This window comes from Frateuria sp. GZRR33, from assembly GCF_051900425.1.
In the GTDB taxonomy this organism is placed as follows: domain Bacteria; phylum Pseudomonadota; class Gammaproteobacteria; order Xanthomonadales; family Rhodanobacteraceae; genus Frateuria_A.
Genome location: NZ_JBHZGK010000007.1, coordinates 17652 through 42751, shown reverse-complemented (window position 1 = coordinate 42751; position 25100 = coordinate 17652). Strand labels below are relative to the sequence as shown.

21 protein-coding genes are annotated in these 25100 nt (G+C 68.9%); 18 read left to right on the top strand and 3 right to left on the bottom strand.

Going from position 1 to position 25100, the window contains the following annotated elements; translation table 11 throughout:
* Nucleotides 1–59: 59 nt before the first annotated feature.
* From ACFWZU_RS10550 to ACFWZU_RS10540, 3 genes are all read left to right on the top strand, one after another.
* Entirely contained in the window at nt 60–992 is a 933-nt protein-coding gene (locus ACFWZU_RS10550) for a nucleoside hydrolase (RefSeq protein ID WP_439701474.1), read from the top strand.
* Nucleotides 993–1091: 99 nt separating this feature from the next.
* A complete protein-coding gene (locus ACFWZU_RS10545; RefSeq protein WP_439701473.1) occupies nt 1092–1337 on the top strand; it encodes a type B 50S ribosomal protein L31 in 246 nt (81 codons plus the stop codon).
* A gap of 249 nt (nt 1338–1586) precedes the next feature.
* A complete protein-coding gene (locus tag ACFWZU_RS10540; protein ID WP_439701472.1) occupies nt 1587–2882 on the top strand; it encodes a citrate synthase in 1296 nt (431 codons plus the stop codon).
* Nucleotides 2883–3104: 222 nt separating this feature from the next.
* Here ACFWZU_RS10540 and ACFWZU_RS10535 read toward each other — a convergent pair whose 3' ends face one another.
* A complete protein-coding gene (locus ACFWZU_RS10535) occupies nt 3105–3779 on the bottom strand; it encodes a hypothetical protein (RefSeq protein ID WP_439701471.1) in 675 nt (224 codons plus the stop codon).
* A gap of 73 nt (nt 3780–3852) precedes the next feature.
* The gene (locus ACFWZU_RS10530) at nt 3853–6384 is read right to left on the bottom strand and encodes a penicillin-binding protein 1A (RefSeq protein ID WP_439701470.1); all 2532 of its coding nucleotides are present in this window, start codon (nt 6382–6384) and stop codon (nt 3853–3855) included.
* A 250-nt stretch (nt 6385–6634) separates the two neighbouring features.
* On the opposite strand from ACFWZU_RS10530, the gene ACFWZU_RS10525 reads away from it, so the two are divergent.
* From ACFWZU_RS10525 to ACFWZU_RS10475, 11 genes are all read left to right on the top strand, one after another.
* On the top strand, nt 6635–7693 hold the full coding sequence (locus ACFWZU_RS10525) for a pilus assembly protein PilM (RefSeq protein WP_439701469.1): 1059 nt from the start codon (nt 6635–6637) through the stop codon (nt 7691–7693).
* Nucleotides 7693–8331 carry a PilN domain-containing protein gene (locus ACFWZU_RS10520; RefSeq protein ID WP_439701468.1) on the top strand — a complete coding sequence of 213 codons (639 nt, stop codon included), beginning with the start codon at nt 7693–7695 and terminating at the stop codon, nt 8329–8331. The genes ACFWZU_RS10525 and ACFWZU_RS10520 overlap by 1 nt, the downstream gene beginning before the upstream one ends.
* Entirely contained in the window at nt 8328–8999 is a 672-nt protein-coding gene (locus ACFWZU_RS10515; protein WP_439701467.1) for a type 4a pilus biogenesis protein PilO, read from the top strand. The genes ACFWZU_RS10520 and ACFWZU_RS10515 overlap by 4 nt, the downstream gene beginning before the upstream one ends.
* The gene (locus ACFWZU_RS10510; RefSeq protein ID WP_439701466.1) at nt 8996–9538 is read left to right on the top strand and encodes a pilus assembly protein PilP; all 543 of its coding nucleotides are present in this window, start codon (nt 8996–8998) and stop codon (nt 9536–9538) included. The genes ACFWZU_RS10515 and ACFWZU_RS10510 overlap by 4 nt, the downstream gene beginning before the upstream one ends.
* Nucleotides 9539–9591: 53 nt before the next feature.
* Complete coding sequence (gene pilQ / locus ACFWZU_RS10505; RefSeq protein WP_439701465.1) at nt 9592–11790, top strand: type IV pilus secretin PilQ; 2199 nt, start codon at nt 9592–9594, stop codon at nt 11788–11790.
* Between the two features lie 164 nt (nt 11791–11954).
* Entirely contained in the window at nt 11955–12950 is a 996-nt protein-coding gene (locus ACFWZU_RS10500) for an AAA family ATPase (RefSeq protein ID WP_439701464.1), read from the top strand.
* Nucleotides 12950–13879 carry a DUF58 domain-containing protein gene (locus tag ACFWZU_RS10495; RefSeq protein WP_439701463.1) on the top strand — a complete coding sequence of 310 codons (930 nt, stop codon included), beginning with the start codon at nt 12950–12952 and terminating at the stop codon, nt 13877–13879. Before ACFWZU_RS10500 ends, ACFWZU_RS10495 begins: the two co-directional genes overlap by 1 nt.
* Nucleotides 13876–14370, top strand: a complete 495-nt coding sequence (locus ACFWZU_RS10490) for a DUF4381 family protein (RefSeq protein WP_439701462.1) — start codon at nt 13876–13878, stop codon at nt 14368–14370. Before ACFWZU_RS10495 ends, ACFWZU_RS10490 begins: the two co-directional genes overlap by 4 nt.
* Nucleotides 14363–15361, top strand: a complete 999-nt coding sequence (locus tag ACFWZU_RS10485) for a VWA domain-containing protein (RefSeq protein ID WP_439701461.1) — start codon at nt 14363–14365, stop codon at nt 15359–15361. Before ACFWZU_RS10490 ends, ACFWZU_RS10485 begins: the two co-directional genes overlap by 8 nt.
* Nucleotides 15358–17253 (top strand): VWA domain-containing protein, encoded by a 1896-nt coding sequence (locus ACFWZU_RS10480; protein ID WP_439701460.1) that lies wholly within the window; start codon nt 15358–15360, stop codon nt 17251–17253. Before ACFWZU_RS10485 ends, ACFWZU_RS10480 begins: the two co-directional genes overlap by 4 nt.
* Nucleotides 17250–18935 (top strand): BatD family protein, encoded by a 1686-nt coding sequence (locus ACFWZU_RS10475; protein ID WP_439701459.1) that lies wholly within the window; start codon nt 17250–17252, stop codon nt 18933–18935. Before ACFWZU_RS10480 ends, ACFWZU_RS10475 begins: the two co-directional genes overlap by 4 nt.
* Here the strand turns inward: ACFWZU_RS10475 and ACFWZU_RS10470 are convergent.
* Entirely contained in the window at nt 18922–19449 is a 528-nt protein-coding gene (locus tag ACFWZU_RS10470; RefSeq protein ID WP_439701458.1) for an O-acetyl-ADP-ribose deacetylase, read from the bottom strand. The genes ACFWZU_RS10475 and ACFWZU_RS10470 overlap by 14 nt on opposite strands.
* Before the next feature lie 65 nt (nt 19450–19514).
* On the opposite strand from ACFWZU_RS10470, the gene ACFWZU_RS10465 reads away from it, so the two are divergent.
* The 4 genes from ACFWZU_RS10465 (at nt 19515) to ACFWZU_RS10450 (ending at nt 25046) form a co-directional block, all read left to right on the top strand.
* Nucleotides 19515–19970 carry a MarR family winged helix-turn-helix transcriptional regulator gene (locus ACFWZU_RS10465; RefSeq protein WP_439701457.1) on the top strand — a complete coding sequence of 152 codons (456 nt, stop codon included), beginning with the start codon at nt 19515–19517 and terminating at the stop codon, nt 19968–19970.
* A gap of 148 nt (nt 19971–20118) precedes the next feature.
* Nucleotides 20119–21231, top strand: a complete 1113-nt coding sequence (locus tag ACFWZU_RS10460) for an efflux RND transporter periplasmic adaptor subunit (RefSeq protein WP_439701456.1) — start codon at nt 20119–20121, stop codon at nt 21229–21231.
* Nucleotides 21232–21441: 210 nt separating this feature from the next.
* Nucleotides 21442–24531 (top strand): efflux RND transporter permease subunit, encoded by a 3090-nt coding sequence (locus tag ACFWZU_RS10455; protein ID WP_439701455.1) that lies wholly within the window; start codon nt 21442–21444, stop codon nt 24529–24531.
* Nucleotides 24532–24656: 125 nt separating this feature from the next.
* Nucleotides 24657–25046, top strand: a complete 390-nt coding sequence (locus ACFWZU_RS10450) for a hypothetical protein (protein ID WP_439701454.1) — start codon at nt 24657–24659, stop codon at nt 25044–25046.
* The last annotated feature ends 54 nt before the right edge of the window (nt 25047–25100 follow it).

The window sequence follows — 25100 nt, the reverse complement described above, 5'->3', positions numbered from 1 at the left end:
GCTGTTTCTTCGACCGTTGGCGGTCGTAAGCTAGCCGTTTTTTTACGGCGCTCTACGCAATGACCCGACCCCAACTGCTGATCGATACCGACCCTGGCGTGGATGACGCGCTCGCCATCCTGATGGCGCATGCACATGCCGACGTTGCCGGCCTGTCCATCGCGGCGGGCAACGTTGGGCTGGAGCACACGGTGCACAACGCACGCGTGCTGGTGGATCTGCTCGGCGCGGGCACACCGGTGTTTCCTGGCTGCGCCACGCCACTGGTGCGCCTGCCCGAGGAGGACGCGGCCTTCGTGCATGGCCGCGACGGCTTCGGCGACGTGGGTTTCGCGCAGCCGGGAACGGCCGCCGCGGACGAGGCGGCTGCGCTGGCGCTGCTGCGCCTGACCCGCGAGCGGCCCGGCGAGCTGACCCTGGTGGCGCTGGCGCCGCTGACCAACGTGGCGCTGGCACTGCGACTGGATCCGACCCTGCCGCAGCGGGTCAGGCGGCTGGTGGTGATGGGCGGCGCGGTGACCGGGCAGGGCAACACCGGGCGCGTGCCGGCCGAGTTCAACGTCGGTTTCGATCCCGAGGCCGCGCACGTGGTGTTCGAGGCATTCGGGGATTTCGATCTGGTCGACTGGGAGCTGACCCTGCGCCATGCCTTCGACGAGGACGCGTTCGACGGCTGGCTCGCTGCCGGCGACAAGCGCGCGGCGTTCTACCGCAGTATCTGCCAGGTGGCGCGCACCGCGAACCGGGAGCGCGGCCGTCGCGGGATCATCGCCGCCGATGCGTTGGCGATGGCGGTGGCGATCGATCCGTCGGTAGTGGTGCGCAGCGAACGGCGTGCGGTCGCGGTCGAGCTGGATGGTCGACTGACCCGCGGCGCCACGGTGGTGGACTGGACGGGTCGACTGGGCCGCCCGGCCAACGCCAACGTGGTGCTGGAGCTGGACCAGGAACGGTTCGCGGCGATGGTGCGGCGTGCGCTCGGCGCCGGCTGACATTCCCGGCCACACGCCCGTGGGCCGGGAGTCGAGTTGACCCCGCCGTCACCCGCCCGCTACAATGCCGCTCTTTTCACCCGCCGCTTTGAGCCCGTCATGAAGCCCGATATCCATCCCAACTACCGCCCGGTGGTGTTCCAGGACCTGTCGTCCGACTTCGCGTTCCTGACGCGCTCGACGATCGCCACCAAGGAAACCGTCAAGTGGCAGGACGGCAACGAGTACCCGCTGGTCAAGGTGGATATCTCCAGCCAGTCGCATCCGTTCTACACCGGCAAGCAGAAGACCCTCGACGTCGGCGGCCGCGTGGACAAGTTCCGCCGCCGCTACGGCCAGAAGTAAGCGAAGGTCGCTTCACGCCCGCCGCCGCGGCAGTGGCGGGCCTGACATTCCAGGACACGGGGCGGGCCAGCGGCTCGCCCCGTGTCCTTTTGCGTGCCCGTCCGGTCCATCCGCGGGCGGATGTCGGGCCGGCCGATGTGCGATAATGCGTCGGTTGCATCGACCGCTTTCCCCTGCGCGATGCCATTCCCTTGCCGGGCCGCGCTCACCGCGGATGCCCCCGGTACGTCTTTCGAGAAGGAGGTTCCCGTGTCCGATTCCAAGGTCGTCAAGCTCGTCGATGAATCGAGCAACCGCAGCGCCGAGCTGCCCCTGCTGAGCGGCACGCTGGGCCCCTCGTGCATCGACCTGGGCACGTTGTACAAGGACACCGGCCACTTCACCTACGACCCGGGCTTCGGTTCCACCGCCAGCACCAAGAGCGCGATCACCTACATCGACGGCGACAAGGGCGTGCTGCTGTATCGCGGCTACCCGATCGAGCAGTTGGCCGAGAAGTCCACCTTCCTTGAAGTGGCCTACCTGCTGCTCAACGGCGAGCTGCCGAAGAAGGACGAGTTCGCGACCTTCGAGCACCAGATCACGCACCACACGATGATGCACGAGTCCCTGAAGAACTTCTTCCAGGGCTTCCATCACGACGCACATCCGATGGCCATGCTGGCCGCCTCGGTCGCCTCGCTCTCGGCCTTCTACCACGACGACCTCAATGTCGATGACCCGGCCGACCGCAAGCTCGCCGCGATCCGCCTGATCGCCAAGATGCCGACCATCGCCGCGGCCTGCTACCGCTACTCGATTGGCTGGCCGTTCCGTTATCCGCGCAACAACCTCGAGTACGTCGAGCGCTTCCTTCACATGATGTTCGAGGTGCCGAGCGAGCCGCTGCAGTTGAACCCGGTGGCAGCCAAGGCGCTGGACCTGTTGTTCATCCTGCACGCCGACCACGAGCAGAACGCCTCCACTTCGACCGTCCGCCTGGTCGGCTCGACCGGCGCCAACCCTTACGCTTCGATCGCCGCGGGCATCACCGCACTGTGGGGTCCGGCGCACGGCGGCGCCAACGAGGCGGTGCTGGAGATGCTGCAGGAGATCGGCACGCCCGATCGCGTCGACACCGCGGTCAAGCGCGCCAAGGACAAGAACGACAACTTCCGCCTCATGGGCTTCGGCCATCGCGTCTACAAGAACTTCGACCCGCGCGCCAAGATCATCCGCGAGATGTGCCACAAGGTGCTCAACGAGCTGGGCGTCAACGACCCGCTGCTCGACGTGGCGATGAAGCTCGAAGAAGCGGCGCTGAAGGACGAGTACTTCGTCGAGCGCAAGCTTTACCCGAACGTCGACTTCTACTCGGGCATCATCTACAAGGCGCTGGGCATCCCGACCGAAATGTTCACCGTGATGTTCGCCATTGCCCGCACCGCCGGCTGGATCTCGCACTGGATCGAGCAGCACGAAACCCCCGGCTCGCGCATTGGTCGTCCGCGCCAGATCTACACCGGCGCCGACGTGCGTGATTACACTGCGCTCGACAAGCGCTGAGCCTGCGGCCACGCTGACAGGAAACGCCCCGGTCATGCCGGGGCGTTTTCGTTTGCGACGACCTGGCAGCAGTGCACCTGTGCGCGATCGCGGCCGGCCGGTACACGGCCGTCGCGCCGGGACGCAAGGCTTGGTGGGATAGGGGAACGTCCGAATGCGCGTGCGCGGCCATCGATCTAGGGCCGTCCCGCACAGGTGCGCTCCTGCAGGACGTGCCAGGGCTCAGCGGCGGACCGCGGCCAGCATCCGCTCGAACTCGTCCCCGCCCGCCGGTTCGGCCAGCAGTTCTTCCACCGCGCCCAGGGAGGCGCGGCGCATCGGCTTGTCGTCGATCCGGTCCAGCGGCGCCTGGCGAAGGGCATCGCGCGGCATCACCGTGAGATCGAAAGGGAGGCCGTCGGCTGCGAACAGCAGCACCGGGTAGTCGGCCTGATCCTCGCGGCTCACTCGAAGCCGGCGGGTCTGCACTTCGGCCGGCACGCCGTGTTCGCGCAGGAACAACATGACCGCGTCGGGATCGTCGCTGAAGACGTGCAGGCAGACGGCCGAGTGCGCGTCGGCCGTGCCTTCGAGTACCGGCCCTACCAGCCGCGGGTCGAACCGGTCGAGGAAACGCATCGCTTCCACCGCGGCCTCCCGGCGGGCGCTCAGCTGCTGCGGCTGGCTGTCCGCGTCGAACAGGCGCTGGCGCTCGCGCAGGGCATCCTCGATTTCCTGGTTGCGCGGCAGCGCCTGCGCGTCGTGGATGCCCAGCCGCTCCGCGGCCTTGAGCTTGGCGTGGTGGAAGTCACGTATGCCGTGTTCGCTCATCAGCCGGGCGGCTTCCTGGGCTACGCGCAGCCGGTTGCGCTGCTGGCGGTCCTGGGCATGGATGCGATGGTGATCGCCGCGTGCCATATCGCTCCTCCGGTAGGGCCGGACCGGCAGCAAAGCCGATCCGGCGTGAGTGGTGCGTCGCCGCCGTTTGCCGTCAGAAGATATCGTACGGGTGCTGATCGTCCTGGTTCTGCTGCTGCTGCGCCGCTTGTGCGCGCAGCCGGTCGACATCCTCGACCTTGAGGATCTCGCTCATCGCGTTCGGATCGTTGGCTGCGGTGGGCAGGCCGCTCTGCCGGTTGATCTGCACGGTGGCGATCCCCGGCGGCATGGGCAGCGCGTTCGACGGCATGCCCTTCAGCACCGTGCCCATGTACTCCATCCAGATCGGCAGCGCCGCCTGTGCGCCGAATTCACCCACGCCGTTGGCGCGGCCCAGCGAACTGAAGTCGTCGAAACCGACCCATACGGAGGTCGAGACGTCGCCGTTGAAGCCGACGAACCAGGCGTCACGATGGTCGTTGGTCGAACCGGTCTTGCCGGCGAGGTCGTCGCGCCCCAACGCCTTGGCAGCGTAGCCGGTGCCGCGCAGAATCACGTCCTTCATCAGCGAGGTAATCAGGTAGTCGTTGCGCACGTCGATCACCTGCGGCGCGAGCAGCGGCGGGTGCGCACCCTCGCCGTGGGCATCGGCCGGCAGCACGGCATCGCCGACACCGGCGACGGTGCTGGCGCCGGCAGGCACCTGGGCGATCGCGTTGGCCGGATGGCCGGCCATGTCCGCCGGCGGCGGGCCGGGCGGGCGGGTGTCGAGCAGGCGCTCCTGGCAGGTACGGCAGGCGCGGGTCGGGTTGGCTGCATACACCGGCTTGCCGTCGCGCCCATCGATCTCCTTGATGAAGTAAGGCGAGACGAGGTAGCCGCCGTTGGCGAACACGGCGTAGCCGCGGGCCATGCCCATCGGCGAGACCGAGGCGGTGCCCAGCGCCAGCGACAGGTTCTTCGGCAGCGCGTCGAGCGGGAAGCCGAAGCGGGTGATGTAGTCGCGCGCGAAGCGCACGCCGATGGCGTCGAGCAGGCGTACCGACACCAGGTTCTTCGATTGCACCAGCGCCTCGCGCAGGCGCATCGGGCCATCGAACTTGCCGTCGTCGTTCTCCGGCGTCCACAGCCCGTTCGGCTTGGACGGGTCGGGCAGGGCCAGCGGCGCGTCATTGACGATCGACGCAGGCGTGAAGCCGCGTTCGAACGCGGCCGAGTACAGGTACGGCTTGAAGCTGGAACCGGGCTGGCGCGCGGCCATCACAGCGCGGTTGAACTTGCTGCGCAGGAAACTGAAGCCACCCACCAGCGCCTGGACCGAGCCGTCCTCCGGGTTCACCGAGACCAGCGCGCCCTGCACCTTGGGCAGTTGCGCCAGCTCCCAGTCGCCCTTGTCGTTGCGCGCCACGCGCACGATATCGCCGCGCTTTAGCACCTCGTCCACGCTCTTGGGCGAGGGCCCGGTGTGGTTCTCGTTGCGGTAGGGGCGCGCCCAGGCGACCGCGTCCAGGCCCAGCTCGACGGTCTGCCGGCTGGCCAGGTACAGCGTGGCCTTGCTGTTGTCGACAGCGGTGACGATCGCCGGCTGCATGCCGGAAATGTCGGTATAGCCGGACAGCAGGCGGTCCAGGTCGTCGTTGCCCGCATCGGGTGCGAGCGCCTGGTGCGCCTCGGGGCCGCGCCAGCCGTGGCGGCGGTCGTAGGCGACCAGGCCGTCGCGCATGGCCTCGACCGCCGCCTGCTGGCGCGCGCTGGTGACCGTGGTGCGCACGACGTAACCCTCCGTCAGCGCGTCATTGCCCAGCCGGTCGAGCGCCTGCAGGCGCACCATCTCGGCCAGGTAAGGCGCGTCCACCTCGATCGGCTGCTCGTGCGGGAAGGCGTTGTTCGGCTCGTCGACCGCCTGCTCGTACTCGGCCTTGCTGATGTAGCGGTGCTCGAGCATCTGGCCCAGCACCCAGTTGCGGCGTGCCAGCATCCGCTTGGGACTGTTGATCGGGTTGACCAGCGAAGGCAGCTGGAAGGTGGAGGCGATGGTGGCGCACTGGGCGATGGTCAGCTGGTCCAGCGTCTTGCCGTAGTAGTACTCGGCCGCCGCCGCCACGCCGTAGGAGCGGTGGCCCAGGAACATCTTGTTGAGGTAGAGCTCCAGGATCTGGTCCTTGGTCAGCTCGTTCTCCATGCGCAGCGCGATGAAGATCTCGATCAGCTTGCGCGAGTAAAGCTTCTCCGGGCTCAGGAAGAAGTTGCGCGCCACCTGCTGGGTGATGGTCGAGCCGCCCGAACCCTTGTCGCCGCCGGAGATGATCACGTGCCAGCCGGCGCGCGCGATGCCGTGCCAGTCCACGCCCGGATGGTTGTAGAAATCGGCGTCCTCGGCCGCGAGCACCGCGTGCTTGAGCTTGTCCGGCACATTGGCGATGTCGACCGGGATGCGCCGGGTCTCGCCGAAGGTGGCGATCAGTTTGCCGTCGGCGCTGAGCACTCGAAGCGGCACCTGCATGTGGTAGTCCTTGAGCATCGCCACCGAGGGCAGGCGAGGGGAGACCAGCCAGTAGGCGACTCCGACGGCGGCGATGGCCAGCAACAGACCGGTGAAGGCCAGGATCAAGACCCAGCGCAGCAGACGCTTAAAAATTTGCATGGTTTGGAAGAGCGAGACTCAAGTCAAAACACTGTCGAGTATAGATGTTGCACTATCGACCGCCCGCCCGAACCGGGGCTGGATCGCGAAACGGCCCATCAGGGGCGGTGTCAACCAAATGTGCAGGGCATCACGCCATTTTGTTGAGAAAGATGCCGTAGGCCGTTGCCATAGCGTTAATTTTTCGATCTAATGCCTTCGCGCATCCGCCGGTTTCCGGCCCGGGCGCCAGGGGCCAAGGGGGAAAATCGTGGGTCTGTTTACACCCAAGAAGCCGCCGCTGATCGGCGTCGACATCAGTTCGACCGCGGTCAAGCTGCTACAGCTGAGCCAGGCCGGTGGCCGTTATCGCGTGGAGCACTACGCGGTCGAGCCGCTGCCCCCCAACGCCGTGGTCGAGAAGAACATCGTCGAGGTCGAGGCGGTGGGAGAGGCGATCCGCCGCGCGTTGGCGCGATCCGGTTCCAAGCTCAAGCATGCCGCCGCGGCAGTGGCCGGATCGGCCGTCATCACGCGCATCGTGCCGATGTCCGGCGATCTGTCCGAGGAAGACCTCGAGGGCCAGATCCAGGTCGAGGCCAACCAGTACATTCCCTACCCGATCGACGAGGTCAGCCTCGATTTCGAGGTGATGGGGCCGGTGCGCGACAACCCCGACATGAACAACGTCCTGCTGGCCGCCTCGCGCACCGAGAACGTGGACATGCGCGTGGCCGCGCTCGATCTCGGCGGCCTGACCGCCAGGGTGATCGACGTGGAAGCCTTCGCGATGGAAAACGCCTTCGCGATGCTGGTCGACCAGCTCAACGTCGGCCGCGACGCGCTCGTGGCCGTGGTCGACATCGGCGCCACCATGACCACGCTGTCGGTGCTGCGCCACCAGCGCACCATCTATTCGCGCGAACAGGTCTTCGGCGGCAAGCAGCTCACCGACGAGATCATGCGCCGCTACGGCCTTTCCTATGAGGAGGCGGGCCGCGCCAAGCGCAAGGGCGGCCTGCCCGAGTCCTACGAGAGCGAGGCGCTGGAGCCGTTCAAGGAAGCGCTGATCCAGCAGATCAGCCGCCTGCTGCAGTTCTTCTTCGCCGGCAGCGAATACAGCAAGGTCGACCAGGTCGTGCTGGCCGGCGGTTGCGCTTCCATCGAGGGGCTGTGCCCGATGCTGGAGGAACAGCTGGGCGTGCCGTGCATGGTGGCCAATCCGCTGGCGCGCATGTCGCTGGCGCCCAAGGTGCAGGCGCAGTCGCTGGCGCAGGACGCCCCGGCGCTGATGATCGCCGTCGGCCTGGCGCTCAGGAGTTTCGACTGATGGCACACATCAACCTACTTCCCTGGCGTGCCGAACGGCGCAAGCAGCGCGAGCGGGAATTCTTCATGCAGCTGGGCGCGGCCTTCGTGGCCGGGCTGCTGGTCGTGCTGCTGTGGGTGTTCTGGATGGGCATGCGCATCGACAACCAGAACGAGCGCAACGCCTACCTGCAGGGCGAGATCAAGCAACTCGACGAGCGCATCGCCAAGATCAAGGACCTGGAAAAGGTCCGCCAGCGCCTGCTTGCCCGCAAGCAGATCATCGAACAGTTGCAGGCCAACCGTTCGCAGATGGTCCACCTGTTCGACGAACTGGTTAAGACCATTCCGGCCAGCGTGCGCCTCACCAGCATGAAGCAGAACGCCGATTCGATGGTGCTCTACGGCGTGGCGCAGTCCAACGCCAGCGTGGCCGAGTACATGCGCAACCTCGACGCGTCGCCCTGGATGGGCAATGCGGACCTGGACAAGACCCAGATCAAGTACCGCGCCGGGCGCATGCCCTACACGTTCGGCTTGAGCGTCAAGCTCAGCCAGCCGACCGAAGAGGAGGCGGGCAAGACGCCGGTGCTCCTGCAGGGCAACGGCACCCCCGCGAAATCGGGATCTGCGGCCGTCAGTGGGGGGGCTGCCAAATGAAGTTCTTCGACGAACTGCGCAACCTCGACCGCAACAACATCGGCGGCTGGTCGAAGTCGGTCAAGATCTTCTTCACCGTGCTGGTGTTCCTGGTCGTGATGTTCCTGGGCTGGTACCTGCACGTCAGCGACCAGCAGGATTCGCTTGCGAACCTCGCTTCCAAGGAGGAGTCGCTCAAGCAGGAGTTCACCCAGAAGCAGGCCAAGGCGGTCAACCTCGAGGCGCTGCAGCAGCAGCTCGACGAGATGCAGGACATGCTGCGCCAGTTGCTGCGCCAGCTGCCCAGCAAGACCGAGATGCCCGAACTGCTGGTGGATATCTCGCAGACCGCGTTGGCGGCCGGCCTGGAGATCCAGGTGTTCGATCCGGGCAGCGAGAAGCCCAAGGACTTCTACGCCGAGGAGCCGATCGAGCTGAAGATGGTTGGCACCTACCACCAGTTCGGCAACTTCATCAGCGGCGTGGCCTCGCTGCCGCGCGTGGTCATCCTCACCATGCATGACGTGTCGCTGTCCACGCAGCTTCCGATCGGCGCCAATGGCGAGCCGCCGCCTGGCGGGCAACTGGTGCTGCAAGGCACGGTCAAGACCTACCGCTACCTGGAAGACGAGGAAAGCGGCGAAGCCAAGCCCGCCAAGGGCAAGGGCAAGGCGAGGGGGCGCAAATGAGCAGGTTCAACGCGATCAGGCCCGCCCATGTGGCGAGGCTGCTGCTGATGCTCGGCGCCTTGCTGTTGCTGGCCGGCTGCACCCGCGGCATGTCCGACCTGCGCGACTGGGTGGCCCAGGAAAAGAGCAAGAAGGGCGCACCGATCCCGCCGTTGCCGGTGATCAAGACGTTCGAAACCTTCCAGTACACCGACGAAGGCAAGCGCGATCCGTTCAGCGCGAGCACCGCCGAACTGCAGCCGAGCAACGCTTCGAACGGCCCGCGGCCCGACGAGGGGCGCGCCAAGGAGCCGCTCGAAATGTTCGCGCTGGACAGCCTGAAGATGGTGGGCACGGTGGGCACCGGCCCCGGCATCGAAGCGCTCGTGAAGGACCCCGGTGGCGTGATCCATCGCGTCCACGTCAACGAATACATGGGGCAGAACTACGGTCGGGTCACCGACATCGCGGAAGACCATATCGATCTGGTCGAGCTGGTTTCCAATGGCAATGGCGGCTGGATGGAACGTTCGGCCAGCATCGGGCTCGGCGACAAATGAACACAGGGGCTGACGCAATGAGCAACCACATCCAACCTGTCCGGGGCCGAGCCATGCGCCAAGCACGCCGCTGCCTGTTGACGGGCCTGCTGATGGCCGCCGCCGCATGGGCCGGCGATGCCGTGGCGGCCACCAACACGCTCAAGGGGATCAGTTACGACACGCTGCCGGGGGGCAAGGTCGAACTGCACATGAATTTCGCCGGTGGTCCGCCGCCGCAGCCGCGCATCTTCACGACCGGCAACCCGCCGCGTATCGCGGTCGACTTCGCCGACACCACCAACGCGGCGCCGCGTCACCTGGACATCGGCAAGGGCTCGACCTCGGGCGTCTCCGCGGTCTCGGCCGGAGGCCGTACCCGCGTGGTGGTCGAACTGATGCGCGACGCCTCGTACGACACGCGCGTGGACGGCAACGACCTGGTGATGACCGTCAACAACGGCACCGCGGCGCAGACCACCACCACCGCCGCGACGATCGATCCGACCAAGGCGCTGCCCTCGGCCGTCAACGGTCCGTCGGTGTCCGGCATCGACTTCCGCCGCGGCCCCAACGGCGAAGGCCGCGTGCTGGTCGGCTTCAGCGGCGCCGGCGCGGATGTCGACATGCACCGCGAGGGCGACAAGCTGATCGTCAACCTCAGCCACGTGAAGCTGCCGGCCGAGCAGGCCCAGCGCCTGGACGTGCTCGACTTCGCCACGCCGGTGCAGTCGATCACCACCCGCGCAGGCATGGGCGGCGGCGCGCACATGGAAATCGACGTCAAGGGCAACGTGGAGACCTCCTCCTACCAGACCGCCGACCAGTACGTGGTCGAGGTCGCGCCGAAGAAGGACGCCACGGCCGCCGACGGCAAGCTTGCCAAGGGGCAGCCGCCGGCCTACAACGGCACCCGCGTCACTTTCAACTTCCAGGACATCCCGGTGCGGGCCGCGTTGCAGTTCATTGCGGAGATGTCCAAGAAGAATCTGGTCGTCGCCGACAGCGTGGGCGGCAGTGTCACCCTGCGACTGGTCAACGTGCCGTGGGATCAGGCCCTGGACGTGATCCTGCGTGCGAAAGGCCTGGACAAGCGCAGCGACGGCAACGTCATCTGGATCGCCCCGCAGCAGGAACTGGCCAATTACGAGCAGAACCTGGCCGAGGCGCGCCTGAAGGCCGAGGACACGGCCGAACTGGTCACCGATTACGTGCCGATCAGCTACGGCAAGGCCGCCGACATCGCCAAGCTGCTAACGACCGGCAGCAAGAGCGGCGCGGGCGGCGGTGGTGGCGGTGGCACCCGCGGCTTCCTGTCGCCGCGCGGCAGCGTGTCGTACGACGAGCGCACCAACACGCTGCTGCTCAACGAGACGCCCGACAAGATCCGCGAGCTGCGTGAACTGATCGGCGTGCTCGACCGTCCGGTGCAGCAGGTGCTGATCGAGTCGCGCATCGTCGTGGCCACCGATGACTTCACCCGCGAGCTGGGCGTGAAGTGGGGCGTGCAGGCCCTGCACACCACCAGCGGCGGCAACGTGATCACCACCGCGCCGCAGGGCGGCGCCAACGGCGCGGGAAGCCTCGCGATCGAGCGCGCCAACAACAATGCCGGCACCGGCAACGCCTCGGGCGTGACCACCTACCAGACCGGCGCGGGCGGCTTCAACGTGAACCTGCCGGCGGCCAACCCGATGGGCAGCTTCGGCCTGGCGATCCTGGGCGCGAACTACCTGGTCGACCTGGAGCTTTCGGCCGCGCAGACCGAAGGCCGTGGCGAGGTCATCTCCAGCCCGCGTGTGATCACCGCCAACCAGCAAGAGGCCGTGATCCGCCAGGGCCAGCAGATCGGCTACGTGACCTACCAGAACAGCGCTACCGGCGCCGCCGGCAGCGGCACCGCCACGGTGCAGTTCAAGGACGCCGTGCTGGAGCTGCGCGTGACCCCGACGATCACCGCCGACAACCGCGTGTACCTGAAGATCAACGTCAAGAAGGATGCGCTGGCCAAGTTCATCGATGCCCCGGGCAGCGGCCAGGTGCCGCAGATCGACACCCGCGAGATCAACACCTCGGTGCTGGTGGACAACGGCCAGACGGTGGTGCTCGGTGGCATCTACGAGATCACCAAGGCCAACACCATCAGCAAGGTGCCGGGCCTGGGCGACATCCCCGGCCTGGGCGCGCTGTTCCGCAAGACGGTCAAGAACAACAACAAGGCGGAACTGCTCATCTTCGTGACGCCGCGCATCCTGAGCGAAACGCTGCAGTAAGCGCACGACGCATGGAACAAAGGGCGGCCCATGGCCGCCCTTTTTCTTTGGGCCGGCCATGCGGACGCGACCATGCGGACCGGCACACGCGGTGCCTGCACGGGCACGCCTAAACTTCCGGGTGTTGGCGCGGTCTGTACCGCGTTGCCTTTCCTGGATTGCCGATGGACACACCGCAGACCGCCGCCCCCAACCGCCTGCAGCAGGCCTTCGTGCATCTGCGCGAGGAACTGCGGCGCGAGGTGATCGGCCAACCGCACCTGATCGACTGCCTGCTGATCGCGCTGCTGGCCGATGGCCACCTGCTGGTCGAGGGCGCGCCGGGCCTGGCCAAGACCACCGCGGTCAAGGCGCTGGCCGCGCGCATCGAGGCCGATTTCCACCGCGTGCAGTTCACGCCTGACCTGCTGCCGGCCGACCTCACCGGTACCGATGTGTTCCGCCCGCAGGCGGGCAGCTTCGAGTTCGAGCGCGGACCGCTGTTCCACAACATCGTGCTGGCCGACGAGATCAACCGCGCACCAGCCAAGGTGCAGTCGGCGTTGCTTGAAGCCATGGCCGAACGGCAGATCACCGTCGGCCGCAGCACCTGGCGCCTGCCGGATTTGTTCCTGGTGATGGCCACGCAGAACCCGATCGAGCAGGAAGGCACCTTCGCGCTGCCCGAGGCGCAGCTGGACCGCTTCGTGATGCACGTGACGATCGGCTACCCCGACGCGGCGTCGGAGCTGGCGATCCTGAAGCTGGCCCGCGAGCAGGCGCGTCGCGCGCTGCATCCGGCGGCGCCGCCGCGTGCGCTGCTCAGCCAGGCCGACGTGTTCGCCGCCCGCGACGCTGCGCTCGAGGTGCACGTGGCGCCGGCGCTGGAGGAGTACCTCGCACAACTGGTCCTGGCCACCCGCGATGCCGGCCGCTACGGCCAGGAACTGAAGCGCTGGATCGCCTGGGGCGCCAGCCCGCGCGCGACCATCGCGCTGGACCGCTGCGCCCGCGCCCACGCCTGGCTGGCCGGACGCGATTACGCGTTGCCCGAGGACGTGCATGGCGTGGTGCGCGAAGTGCTGCGCCACCGCGTGCTGCTCAGCTACGAGGCCGAGGCCGAGGGCGTGCGCAGCGACCAGGTCATCGATCGCCTGCTGGATCTCGTGCCGCTGCCGTGATGTCCGCCGTGCCCGTGCGCGCCGACGGCGACGGCCGCGCTTCCGTCTCGCTGGCCGAACTGCTTGCGCTGCGCACGCGTGTCGGCCGCGTGCGGCCGTTGCCGCTCGACAGTCGCGCCGCCCACGCCGGCCAGCAGGCCAGCCGTCTCTACGGACGCGGCATGGACTACGCCGAATCGCGCGTCTACCAGCCTGGCGACGACGTGCGCCGGCTCGACTGGCGGCTCACCGCCCGCAGCGGCGAACTGCACACCAAGCTGTTCCAGGAAGAGCGCGAGGGCAGGCTGCTGATCCTGCTCGACACCCACGCGAGCATGCGCTTCGGCACCCGCGTGCGTTTCAAGTCGGTGCAGGCCGCGCGCGCTGCCGCGCTGGCCGCCTGGTATGCGGTGCGTGCCGGCGAGCGGGTCGGCGCGATGGCCTTCGGCAATGGCCGGCACCTGCTCAAGCCGCGTGGTGGTGTGCGCGGCGCGGTTGCCCTGTGCGGCGCACTGGCTGACTGGGATGCCGATGCCGCCACCCCCGGGGATGACGAACCCCTGTCCGAGGCACTCGCTCGCGCCGGCCGCCTGCATGGCGCCAGTCGCGTGCTGCTGATCAGCGACGGCCTGAGCTGCGACGAGGCGGCACGCGGCCGCCTGCGTGAAGTGACGCGGCACGCCCGGGTCGCCGTGCTGGTGGTGGCCGATGCACTCGAGCGCGATCTGCCCCCGCCCGGGCGCTACCCGTTCGAGCATGCCGGCGAACGCCGCGAAGTCAGCCTGGAAGGGATACGGCAGCGTAGCGAGTTCCAGCATGCGCTCGGCGCGGGCCAGGCGCGCCTGGTGGCGCTGGCCCAGTCGTTGGGCGCGCGCTGGCGCAGCATCGACACCGTGGCCGATCCACTGGAATCGCTCACGGCGCTGCTCGGTGCGAGGCCGGGCCGATGATGCGGCTCCTGCCCGCGCCCCAGGGCCCCGCGTTGCGCGACATCCACCTGCCGCCGGCGCCGCCGTGGTGGCCGCCCGCACCGGGATGGTGGCTGCTCGCGGCGCTCGGGCTGGTACTGCTCGGCATCGGTGTGTGGTTGTCGTTGCGCGCGCGGAAGCGGCGGCAGCGCCGCGCCCGCATCCTTGCCGAGGTCGATGCCCTGGCCGCCCGCCACGCGGCGGACGCGCAGGCGTTGGCCGCCGGGTTGCATCAACTGCTGCGCCGCGTGGCGCGCACCGCGGATCCCGCCGCCGCGCGGCTGAGTGGAGAGGCCTGGCGCGCGACGCTGGCACGCGTGCCGGTCGATGCGCCGACGCTGCAGCGCCTGTTCACGCTGGAGCGCGCGATGTACCGGCCGCAACCCTACGACACCCACGCCATGCTCGACGCCGTGCGCCGCTGGCTACGGAGCGCGCTCGCACCCCGGCGCCGGAGGCTGCGCCGTGCCTGAGTTCGCCTGGCCCGACTTTGCCTGGCCGTGGGTGGCGCTGTTGTTGCCGCTCCCCTGGCTGCTGCGCCGCTGGTTGCGCCCGCTGCCGCCCGGACAGGCCTTGCACCTGCCGCATCCTGGCGTGGCGCTGGCGGCGATCGAGCGGCAGCCGGGTCGCGGCGGGGCCAGCTGGTGGCTGGCGCTGGCCTGGTTGTGCCTGGTCGCGGCGGCCGCGCGGCCGCAGTGGGTGGGGCCGCCGCAGGCGCAACAGCGCAGCGGGCGCGCGATGCTGCTGGCGATCGACCTGTCCGGCAGCATGCGCACCGAGGACATGCATCTGGCCGGACAGGACGTCAGCCGCTTCGAGGCCGTCGAGACCATCGCCAGCGACTTCATCGCGCGCCGCGCGGGCGACGAGCTGGGACTGGTGCTGTTCGGCAGTCGCGCCTTCCTGGTCACGCCGCTGACCTACGATCTCGACGCGGTGCGTGCGCAGCTGAAAGGCTCGGCCGTCGGCCTGGCCGGCACCGAGACAGCGATCGGCGACGCCATCGCCGTGGCGGTCAAGCGCCTGGCGGCCCTGCCGCAGCAGGCGCGCGTGCTGGTGCTGCTCACCGATGGCGTCAACAACGCCGGCAACATCGCCCCCGAACAGGCCGCCGCGGCGGCCAAGGCGGCCGGCGTACGCATCTATACCATTGGCGTGGGCGCCACGCAGATGCGCGTGCCGGACTTCTTCGGCATGCGCCTGGTCAACCCGTCCGCCGACCTCGACGAGGCGATGCTGACGACGATCGCCGAAGACACCGGCGGGCGATTCTTCCGCGCCACCGACACGCACCAACTGGCCGCCGCCTACCAGACCATCGACACGCTCGAACCGATGCCCCAGCACGGCCCGGTGTTGCGCCCGCGCCACGAGCTGTTCCGCGTGCCGCTCGGCGCGGCGATGTTGCTGCTTGCGCTGGCCCTTGCCTCCCGCGCGGGTGCCTGGCGGGAGCGCCTGGCATGAGCGAGGCGCTGCACCAGTTCCATTTCCTGCGGCCGCTCTGGCTGTGGCTGCTGCTCGCCCTGCCGCTGCTGGCATGGCTGGCCACGCGAGGACAGGGCGCACGGGCGCAACTGGAAAAGCTGGTCGATCCGGAACTGCTGCCGCACCTGCTCTACGGCCCCACGCAGCGCCGTAGCGTGCCGCCTGCCCTGCTGGCGCTGGGCTGGGTGCTTGCGGTGCTGGCGTTCGCCGGGCCGAGCTGGAGCCGCGTGGCGCAACCACTGTTTGCCGACCGTGCGGCGCAGGTGGTGGCGATCTCGCTGTCCGGGCACATGCTGGCGCGCGACGTGACGCCGAGCCGGCTCGATCGCGCGCGCTACAAGGTGCGCGATCTGTTCAGTGCCAATCGTGGCGGGCTCAACGGCCTGGTCGCCTACGCGGGCGAGGCGTTCGTGGTCGCGCCGCTGACCAGCGACGCCAACAGCCTCAACGACCTGCTCGACGCCCTTTCGCCCGACACCATGCCGGTCGAGGGCGACAATGCCGCCGCTGCGATCGCGCGCGGCACGGAGCTGATCCGCGACGCCAAGGTCGGTGGCGGCTCGCTCGTGCTGGTCACCGATGACGCGGGCACCGATGCCCTGCAGGCCGCCCGCCAGGCCCGCGCCGATGGCGTGCGCGTGTCGGTGCTGGGCGTAGGCACGAGCAAGGGCGGCCCGGTGCCGCTGGCCGAAGGCGGCTTCCTGCGCGATGCCAACGGCGAGGTCGCCATGGCCGCGCGCGACGATGCCGCGCTGGCCGCCCTCGCCGCGGCTGGCGGTGGCCACTACGTTCCGATGCGCGCGGACCACGCCGACATCGACGCGCTGCAGGCCCAGCTGCGCACCGGCGATGCCGATGCCGCCACCGGGCAGGCAAGCGCGCAGTGGGAAGACCGCGGCCCCTGGCTGCTGCTGCCGCTGCTGCCCCTGCTCGCACTGGCCTTCCGCCGCGGCTGGCTGTTGCTGCTGCCGCTGGCGTTGGTGCCGCTGATGGCGCCCACCCGCGCCGAAGCCGGCACCTGGCAGGACCTTTGGCAGCGCCGCGACCAGCAGGCGGCCCAGGCGTTGCGCGAAGGCCAGCCGAAGCAGGCGCTCGCGCTCGCCCGCGATCCGGCGTTGCGTGGCGCGGCCGCCTACCGCACCGGCGACTACGACAAGGCGATCGACGCCCTGCAACCGATCGACACCACGGACGCGCAGTACAACCTCGGCAACGCCCTGGCCAAGGCGGGCCGCTACCAGGACGCGCTGGCCGCCTACGACCGCGCGCTTGCACTCGATCCGGCCAACGCCGACGCCGCCGCCAACCGCAAAGCGGTCGAGGACTGGCTGCGCCGCCAGCCGCCGCCGCAGGATTCGGACGCCGACGCGCAAAACCAGAACGGCGACAAGTCTTCGCATTCGAAGCAGGGCCAGGGCGACGAGCAGTCGAAGAAGGACAGCCATGGCAATCGCCGCGGCGAGCAGCAGGACGGCAAGCAGGACAGCCAGGGCCAGCAGGGGAAGGGCCAGCAACAGCCCAACGCCCAGGGCAACCAGGACGGTGCGCGCAACGGCGAACAGCGTGAACAGCAGGGCGCCACCCGCCCGCTGACCGCGCAGGAACGGGCCGAACAGCAGGCACGCATGGCGCGCGCGGGCGAGGCGCTCAAGCAGCAGATGGATCGTGCGCTGGGCGACAAGGCCAAGGCTCAGGGCAGCGAGCACCAGCTCGGCGCGCTGGACAAGGACGACCCGCAGGCGCGCCTGCCGGCCGAACTGCGCCAGGCGCTGCAGCGCGTGCCGGACGACCCGGGCGCCTTGCTGCGACGCAAGTTCGAACTGGAATACCGCCAGCGCCACGGCGTGGCGAACCCGGAGGACCTGCCGTGAGGCGATGGATCGCGTGGTTCCTGCTCGTCCTGCTGCCGGTGCTGGCGCACGCGGCGCAGGTGCAGGCCTCGCTCGATCGCAGCCAGGTGCAGCTGGGCGAAACGGTCACGCTCAACCTGCGCGTCGAGGGCGGCGGCCTGGCGCAGGCGCCGGACCTGTCCGCGCTGGGCTCCGATTTCGAGGTCCTCGGCCGCTCCAGCAACACCAGCGTGAGCATCGCCAACGGCCAGCGCAGCATGCAGTTCACGATCGGCATTGCACTGCGGCCCACGCATGCCGGCCAGCTGACGATCCCGCCGCTGGACTTTGCCGGCGGGCACACCCAGCCGCTCACGCTGACGGTCACGCCGCCCGATGCCCGCGCCGCGGCCAACAGCGGCAAGGCGGTGTTTCTCGAAGCCGGCGCACAGCCGACCACGGTGCGCGTGGGCCAGCAATTGCTGTTCACCGTGCGGCTGTATTTCGCCGGCAGCCTGAGCAGCGGCTCGCTGGAGGATCCGCGGCTGCCCGGCATCGACGCGCGCCGGCTCGGAGACGACCTGGACTACGACGTGGTACGCGGCGGTCGCGCCTACCACGTGATCGAGCGGCGCTACGCGCTGATTCCGCAGCACGCCGGCACCATGGACATCCCGCCGCTGCAGTTCCAGGGCGAACTGATCGATCCGACCGACCCGGACAGCTTCTTTGCCATGGGCACGCCCGCAACGGCGGCGTCGCCCGCCGTTTCGATCGACGTGCAACCGGTACCGGCCAAGTGGGGCAGCAGCGCCTGGCTGCCGGCGCGCGCGCTGAGTCTGACCCTGGAGGGCATCCCCGCCGACGGCAAGGCGCGTGTCGGCCAACCGCTGGACCTGGCGATGACCCTGCAGGCGACCGGCCTGCCTTACGAGGCCTTGCCTGCGCTGAGCCTGCCGGACCTCAAGGGTGCCACGGTCTATCCCGACAAGCCGGTGACCGGCACCCGCAGCGACGGCCAGTGGCTGATCGGCCGGCGCCAGCAGAACTTCGCCGTGGTCCCCAGCCAGGTCGGCACGCTCACCATTCCGGCGATCACGCTCAAGTGGTGGAACGTGCAGAGCGGCCAGGCCGAGGAAGCGCGCATCGCGGCGCATACGCTGACCGTGCTTCCCGCGGCGGCCGGCTCGGCCGCGCCGGCGGCGAGTGCGCCCGCGCCGGCGAGCTCCGCGCCCGCGACAGTCGCCGTGGCGACACCAGCCACGGCCGGGTCGGGCCGCGCGCCCGCCTGGCGCGTGCTGGTGCTGGTTGCCGTCGCCGTGCTGCTGCTCGGCGGTGCGCTGGCCGCGTGGTGGATCTGGCGTCGGCGCGTGCATCCGGACGCCGGTGCAGTGGTGTCCGCCACCCCGTCCCACCGTGCGCTGCGCCTGGCGTTCCTCGCTGCGGCGCGCGGAAGCGACGCGGCTGCCCAATCGCACGCGCTGCTCGCCTGGGCGCGCGCGGAACGGCCGGGGCTGGCCGGTCTGGGTGCGCTCGGCGAGGCGCTGGCATCGGTCGCCCAGCGCGAGGCGGTCGAAGCGCTGCAGCGGCGCCGCTTCGCCGCGGACGCAAGCGAAGCGGCCCCCGACCTGGCAAGCGCGTTCCGGCAGGGCTTCCAGTGGCGCGAGCCGCCCACCGGCGAGGAACCGCCGCTGCCGCCGCTCTACCCGTTCAAGCTGCGTTGAACACGCGCTGCCACAGTTGCGTCATCGCTCCATTGAGGAAGCACACACGCACGTCCATCGCCGGCGCGGACAGCCGGGCGAGCGTCCTGCGCAGACTGGCGCAGGCGACCTCGGCGGCGAGTTCCGGCGGGTAGCCGTAGGCGCCGCAGCTGATCGCGGGAAAGGCGATCGAGCGCAGGCCATGCTCGCCCGCCAGCTCCAGCGCGTTGCGGTAACAGGCGGCGAGCAGTTCCGGTTCGCCGTGGCCGCCGCCGCGCCAGACCGGTCCCACCGTGTGGATCACGCAGGTGGCCGGGAGGTCGAAGCCCGGGGTGATACGGGCCTCACCGGTCGGGCAGCGCACGTCGGTCGCAGCTTCCGGCAGCGCCCGGCAGGCCTCCAGCAGGCGGGGGCCGGCCGCGCGATGGATCGCGCCGTCGACGCCCCCGCCGCCGAGCAGTTGGCGGTTGGCGGCGTTGACGATGGCATCGACCGCAAGGCGGGTCAGGTCGACAGTAAGCAGGGTAATGGACATGGACAATAGTGTTTCGCGCAGGTCGCGCTTTATGCTCTGGCTTGGGACGGGAGATGCATAACAAGATGAAACCGGAAGACATTCCGTTCGGTTACCTGCTCAGCGACGTCACCTTGCTGTTCCGCAAGCATTTCGATCGGCGTGCTGTGCGCTTCGGGCTGACCCGCGCGCAGTGGCGGGCGATCAAGATGCTGCATCACCGCGAGGAAAACCTGCGCCAGACCGAGCTTGCCGAACTGCTCGAAATGGAACCCATTGCGGTAGGCCGCGTGATCGACCGCCTGCAGGCAGCAGGCTTCGTCGAGCGGCATCCCGATCCGAAGGACCGGCGCGCCTGGCGATTGCACCTGACGCCGCGTGCGCGCGCGGTGATCGACGACATGCAGGACATCGGCCGCGGGCTTCGCAAGGACGCCACCGCCGGCATCAGCGCCGAGGAGCTCAGCCAGGCGTTGGCGGTGATTGGCCGGATCAAGGACAACCTGCAATCGCTGGATCAGGGCGAAAACGGCGCCGACTAGGCCCTATGGCAGGGGGACTGGCTGCCGGGTTCGCCGAAAATGGCTGCGACAGGTAAACCCCTGGCCGGCTGCCGCGTTGTGGCAGGTTCGCCCGAAGGTAACGACCTGCCCGCGCGCTGACCGCACGGGGCCCGAATCGAACGCTCGCATGTCCCCGAAAAAAATCCTGCTCCTCCTGGCCGTCCTCGTGCTCGTCGCCGCCGGCGTGCGTGTCGCCTGGCGAGCGGATTCGGCCGCGCCAGCCGATGCGAAACCGGCGGCCCGTGCCGTACCGGTCCAGGTGGCGGTGGCCCGGCAGGGCGACCTGGACCTTTCGCTGACGCTGGTCGGCCGCGCCGAGGCGTGGTCCAGCGTGACCGTGCGTTCGCAGGTTTCCGGCCAGCTCGAATCGCTCGCCTTCCAGCCGGGCAGCCGGGTGAAGAGGGGCCAGCTGCTGGCCAGGCTCGACACCCGCCTGCTGCAGGCACAGCTGGACCAGGCGCGCGGTCTGGTCGCACGTGACCAGGCGCAACTTAAGAAGGCCCAGGCCGACCGAAAGCGCTACGCCGACATGCTGGGCAAGGGCTACGTATCCAAGGCCGATTTCGACACCTATCAGGCCAACCTCGCCGTGGCGCAGGCCACGCTGCAGGGCGACCGCGCCGCGCAGGAACTGGCCCAGGCCAACCTCGACTTCGCCAGGATCGTCGCGCCGTTCGACGGCGTCACCGGCGCGCCGCTGGTCTGGCCCGGCGCGCAGGTCAGCGCGCAGACCACCGACATCGTGGTGCTCAACCAGGTGCAGCCGATCCGGGTCGCGTTCAGCCTGCCGGAGGCGAGCCTTGGCGCCGTGCGTGAGGCGCTGGCGCGTGGGCCGGTCACCGTGCACGCGACCGTACCCGGCCAGTCGACTTCGCTCGCTGGCACGCTGCAGTTCATCGACAACGCCGTGGACAACACCACCGGCACCATCCTGCTCAAGGCGCGCTTCGAGAACCCCGACATGCGCCTGACGCCGGGGCAGTTCGCGCAGGTCAGGCTGCCCACCACGCGTATCCGCAATGCGGTGTCGGTGCCGGTGACTGCGCTGCAGAGTTCCTCGCGCGGCCGCTTCGTCTTCGTGGTCGGGCCGGACGATACCGTCGCGCAACGCTACGTCACCACCGGGCCGGCGGCGGGCGGGCAGCAGGTCATCGCCACCGGGCTGAAGGCCGGCGAGCGGGTGGTGACCGAAGGGCAGATGCTGCTGGTCGACGGGACGAAAGTCCGTGTGGCCTCGTAGCCACGTCGCTCCCTCTCCCCCGTGTTTCATGAAGGATGGGGGAGAGAGCCGGGGTGAGGGGCCGGGGCTCGCGGGGATGTGGCGGCTGTCCCGATTCAAAAAGCCATACCCCTGCGAACCAACAACCGCTATCGCAAGAGCCTCCCCTCACCCCACCCCTCTCCCCGCAGGGGAGAGGGAGCTGTGTGTCGCCACTGATTTGATTACCCCATGAACATCCCCCAGCTCTGCATCCGCCGCCCGGTGATGACCACGCTGCTGATGGCCGCGCTGCTGGTGTTCGGCATCGTGGCCTACCCGCGGCTGCCGGTGAACGAGCTGCCGAACGTCGACTTCCCGACCATCAGCATCAGCGCCAGCCTGCCCGGCGCCTCGCCGGAGACGATGGCCTCGGCGGTCGCCACGCCGCTGGAAGGCAAGCTCTCGACCATCGCCGGCATCGAATCGATGAGCTCGACCAGCGCGCTGGGGTCGACCTCGATCACGCTGACTTTCGAGCTGGACCGCAACATCGATGCCGCTGCGCAGGACGTGCAGGCGGCGATCTCCTCGGCCCAGCGCCAGCTGCCCAGGGAGATGACCACGCCGCCGACGTTCCGCAAGGTCAACCCCGCCGACGCGGCGATCCTGTACCTGGCAATGAGCTCCTCCACGCTGCCGCTCACCCAGGTGGACGAGTACGCCGAGACCGAGCTTGCGCAGCAGCTTTCGATGGTCGACGGCGTGGCGCAGGTGAACGTGTACGGCTCGCAGAAGTACGCCGTGCGCATCAGCCTGGATCCCGACAGGCTCGCCGCCAGCGGGATCGGCATCGACCAGGTGCAGGCGGCGGTGGCCAATGCCAACGTCAACAGGGCCACGGGATCCCTCTACGGGCAGCGCCAGCAGCTGCCGATCCGAAGCGACGGCCAGCTCGAACGCGCGGCCGCCTACAACGACGTGGTGGTGGCCTACCGCAACGGCGCGCCGGTGCGCGTGGGCGATGTAGGCGAGGCGCGCGACAGCGTGCAGGACGACCAGAAGGCGAGCTGGTTCAACGGCGAGCGTGCCATCGTGCTCGCGATCCAGCGCCAGCCCGGCGCCAACACGGTCGAGACGGTCGACCGCATCAAGAAGGTGTTGCCAGGTTTCGAAGCTGGCCTGCCGCCCTCGGTGAAACTGCAGGTGCTGTACGACCGCTCGCAGTCGATCCGCGCCTCGGTCGACGACGTGCAGTTCACCCTGGTGCTCGCCGGCGTGCTGGTCGTGCTGGTGATCTACCTGTTCCTGGGCAACCTGTCGGCCACGCTGATTCCCGCGGTGGCGCTGCCGATCTCGGTGATCGGCACGTTCGGAGTCATGTATGCGCTCGGCTACAGCCTGGACAACCTCTCGCTGCTGGCGCTCACGCTCGCGGTCGGCTTCGTGGTCGACGATGCGATCGTGATGCTGGAAAACATCGTGCGCCACATCGAGGCCGGCGAGGCGCCCTACGACGCCGCGGTCAGGGGCGCTGGCGAGATCGGCTTCACCATCTTCTCGATGACGCTTTCGCTGATCGCGGTGTTCATCCCGGTCATGTTCATGGGCGGCATCGTGGGGCGGCTGTTCCACGAGTTCGCGGTGGTGATCAGCGTGGCGATCCTGATCTCCGGCGTGGTGGCAATCACGTTGACGCCGATGCTGTGCAGCCGCTTCGTCCGGGCGCACGACCATGAGGCCAGGAACTGGCTGGTCGGCGGCTTCGACCGGGGCTTCAACGCCGTCCACCGGCGCTACCTGGGCAGCCTGCGCTGGTGCATGGACCGCCCGCGGCTGGTGCTGGCCGCCTTCGTGGCGAGCCTCGTCGTCACCGCGCTGCTGTTCGTGGTCGCGCCGAAGGATTTCATCCCCGCCGGCGACAGCGGCCAGCTGCGCGTCAACACCGAAGGGCCGGAGGACATCTCCTACGACGCCATGGTCGCGCGCCAGCGGGAACTGGCCGACATCGTGGCGAAGGATCCGAACCTCGCCGGCTACATGTCCAGCGTCGGCGCGGGCGGCTCGCGCGCCACCGTCAACAACGGCTCGATCCTGCTGCTGCTCAAGCCGGCCAGCCAGCGTGCGCTCGACGTCGACGGCGTGATGGAAGAGCTGCGCCGCAAGTTCGCCGAAGTGCCGGGCATCCGCACCTACATCCAGAACCCGCCGGCCATCCGCGTGGGTGGCCGGCAGAGCAAATCCGAGTACCAGTACACGCTGCAGTCGATCGACATCGATGCCCTGTACGACTGGTCGGCCAAGGTCACCCACGCCTTCGCCGCGCTACCGGGGTTCCAGGACGTCACCAACGACCTGGACCTCAACAGCCCCTCGATCGTGGTCCGGGTCAATCGCGACAAGCTCGCCCCGCTCGGTCTCACCATGGCGCAGGTGCAGGACGCGCTCGGCGCCGCCTTCGGCGAGAACCAGGTCTCCACCATCTACGGCGCGGCCAGCCAGTACTGGGTGATCCTGCAGGTCAAGCGCGCGCTGCAGGACGACCCGGCCGTGCTCTCGCGCCTGTACGTCACCTCCGACACCGGCAAGGCGGTGCCACTGGATACGGTGGCCAGCTTCGCGCGCAAGCCGCAGGTGCTCACCGTCAACCACCAGGGCCAGCTGCCGGCGGTGACCGTGTCGTTCAACCTGGCGCCCGGCGTGAGCCTGAGCGAGGCGGTCGGCGCCATCGAAGCGTCCATGGGAAAAATCGGCCTGCCGGCCACCATCAGCGGTTCGATCCAGGGCACCGCGCAGGCCTTCGCCGATTCGATGCAGGGCATGGGCCTGTTGCTGTTGCTCGCGGTGTTCGTGATCTACCTGGTGCTGGGCATCCTGTACGAGAGTTTCATCCATCCGCTGACGATCCTTTCCGGCCTCCCGGCGGCGGCGGTCGGCGCGCTGCTCACGCTGGTGCTGTTCGGCGCATCGCTGGACCTGTTCGCGTTCGTCGGCATCGTGATGCTGATCGGCATCGTCAAGAAGAACGCGATCATGCTGATCGATTTCGCGCTGGAGCGGCAGCGCGAGGAAGGCATGGCGCCCTCACAAGCCATCTTCGACGCCTGCCGCGTACGCTTCCGGCCGATCATGATGACCACCATGGCCGCCTTCGCCGGCACGCTACCGATCGCCGTCGGCGTCGGCGCCGGCGCCGACGTGCGCCGCCCGCTGGGGCTGGCGGTGGTCGGTGGCCTGGTCGTCTCGCAGGTGCTGACGCTGTACCTGACCCCGGTGATCTACCTTTACCTGGACCGCCTGCAGCAGCGCTTCGCGCGCAAGCCCGCGCCGCTGCCGGATTGAAGCGATCCTGCAGGACCGGCGACCCCGCGTCAGCCGCCTGAGGCTGTGCAGTCTCTGCCGACCGGCATCCAAGCACGCGGGGTGCTGTTGGGCTAGGGTGGAAGACCGATCAGGAGATTTCTCTCATGCCTCGTATCGCCATCGCCTCGCTGATGATCCTCTTCGCCCTTGCCGGCGCCGGTTGCGCGACGCGCGCGAGCGAACCGGGCATGCTCGACGATGCCGCGTTGGCCGCCTATGCGGCCAAGCCCTTCGACAAGCGGGCGATGATGGGAACAACCGCCGAACTCGGCCGCAACCACGGGGTTTCCGTGGTGGCCGAGTTTCCGTGTGCGGACGTCTGTCCGCAGTACACCGTGCGGATCATCCACTACCGTTTGCCCGAAGGCAGCGACTGCACCGCTGCCGGTGGCGTGGAGAAGACCGTCGCGGTACCGGTCGCGATCGCGGTGCTGCCCCGGACCTTCTGCGTACCGAAGGTGCTGGTGGAAAGCGGGGCCTACTACACCCGTTAGCGGCAGGCCGCACAGGGTGGGCCCAAGCCCGCCCTGTGCGCTGCCACGCGGATG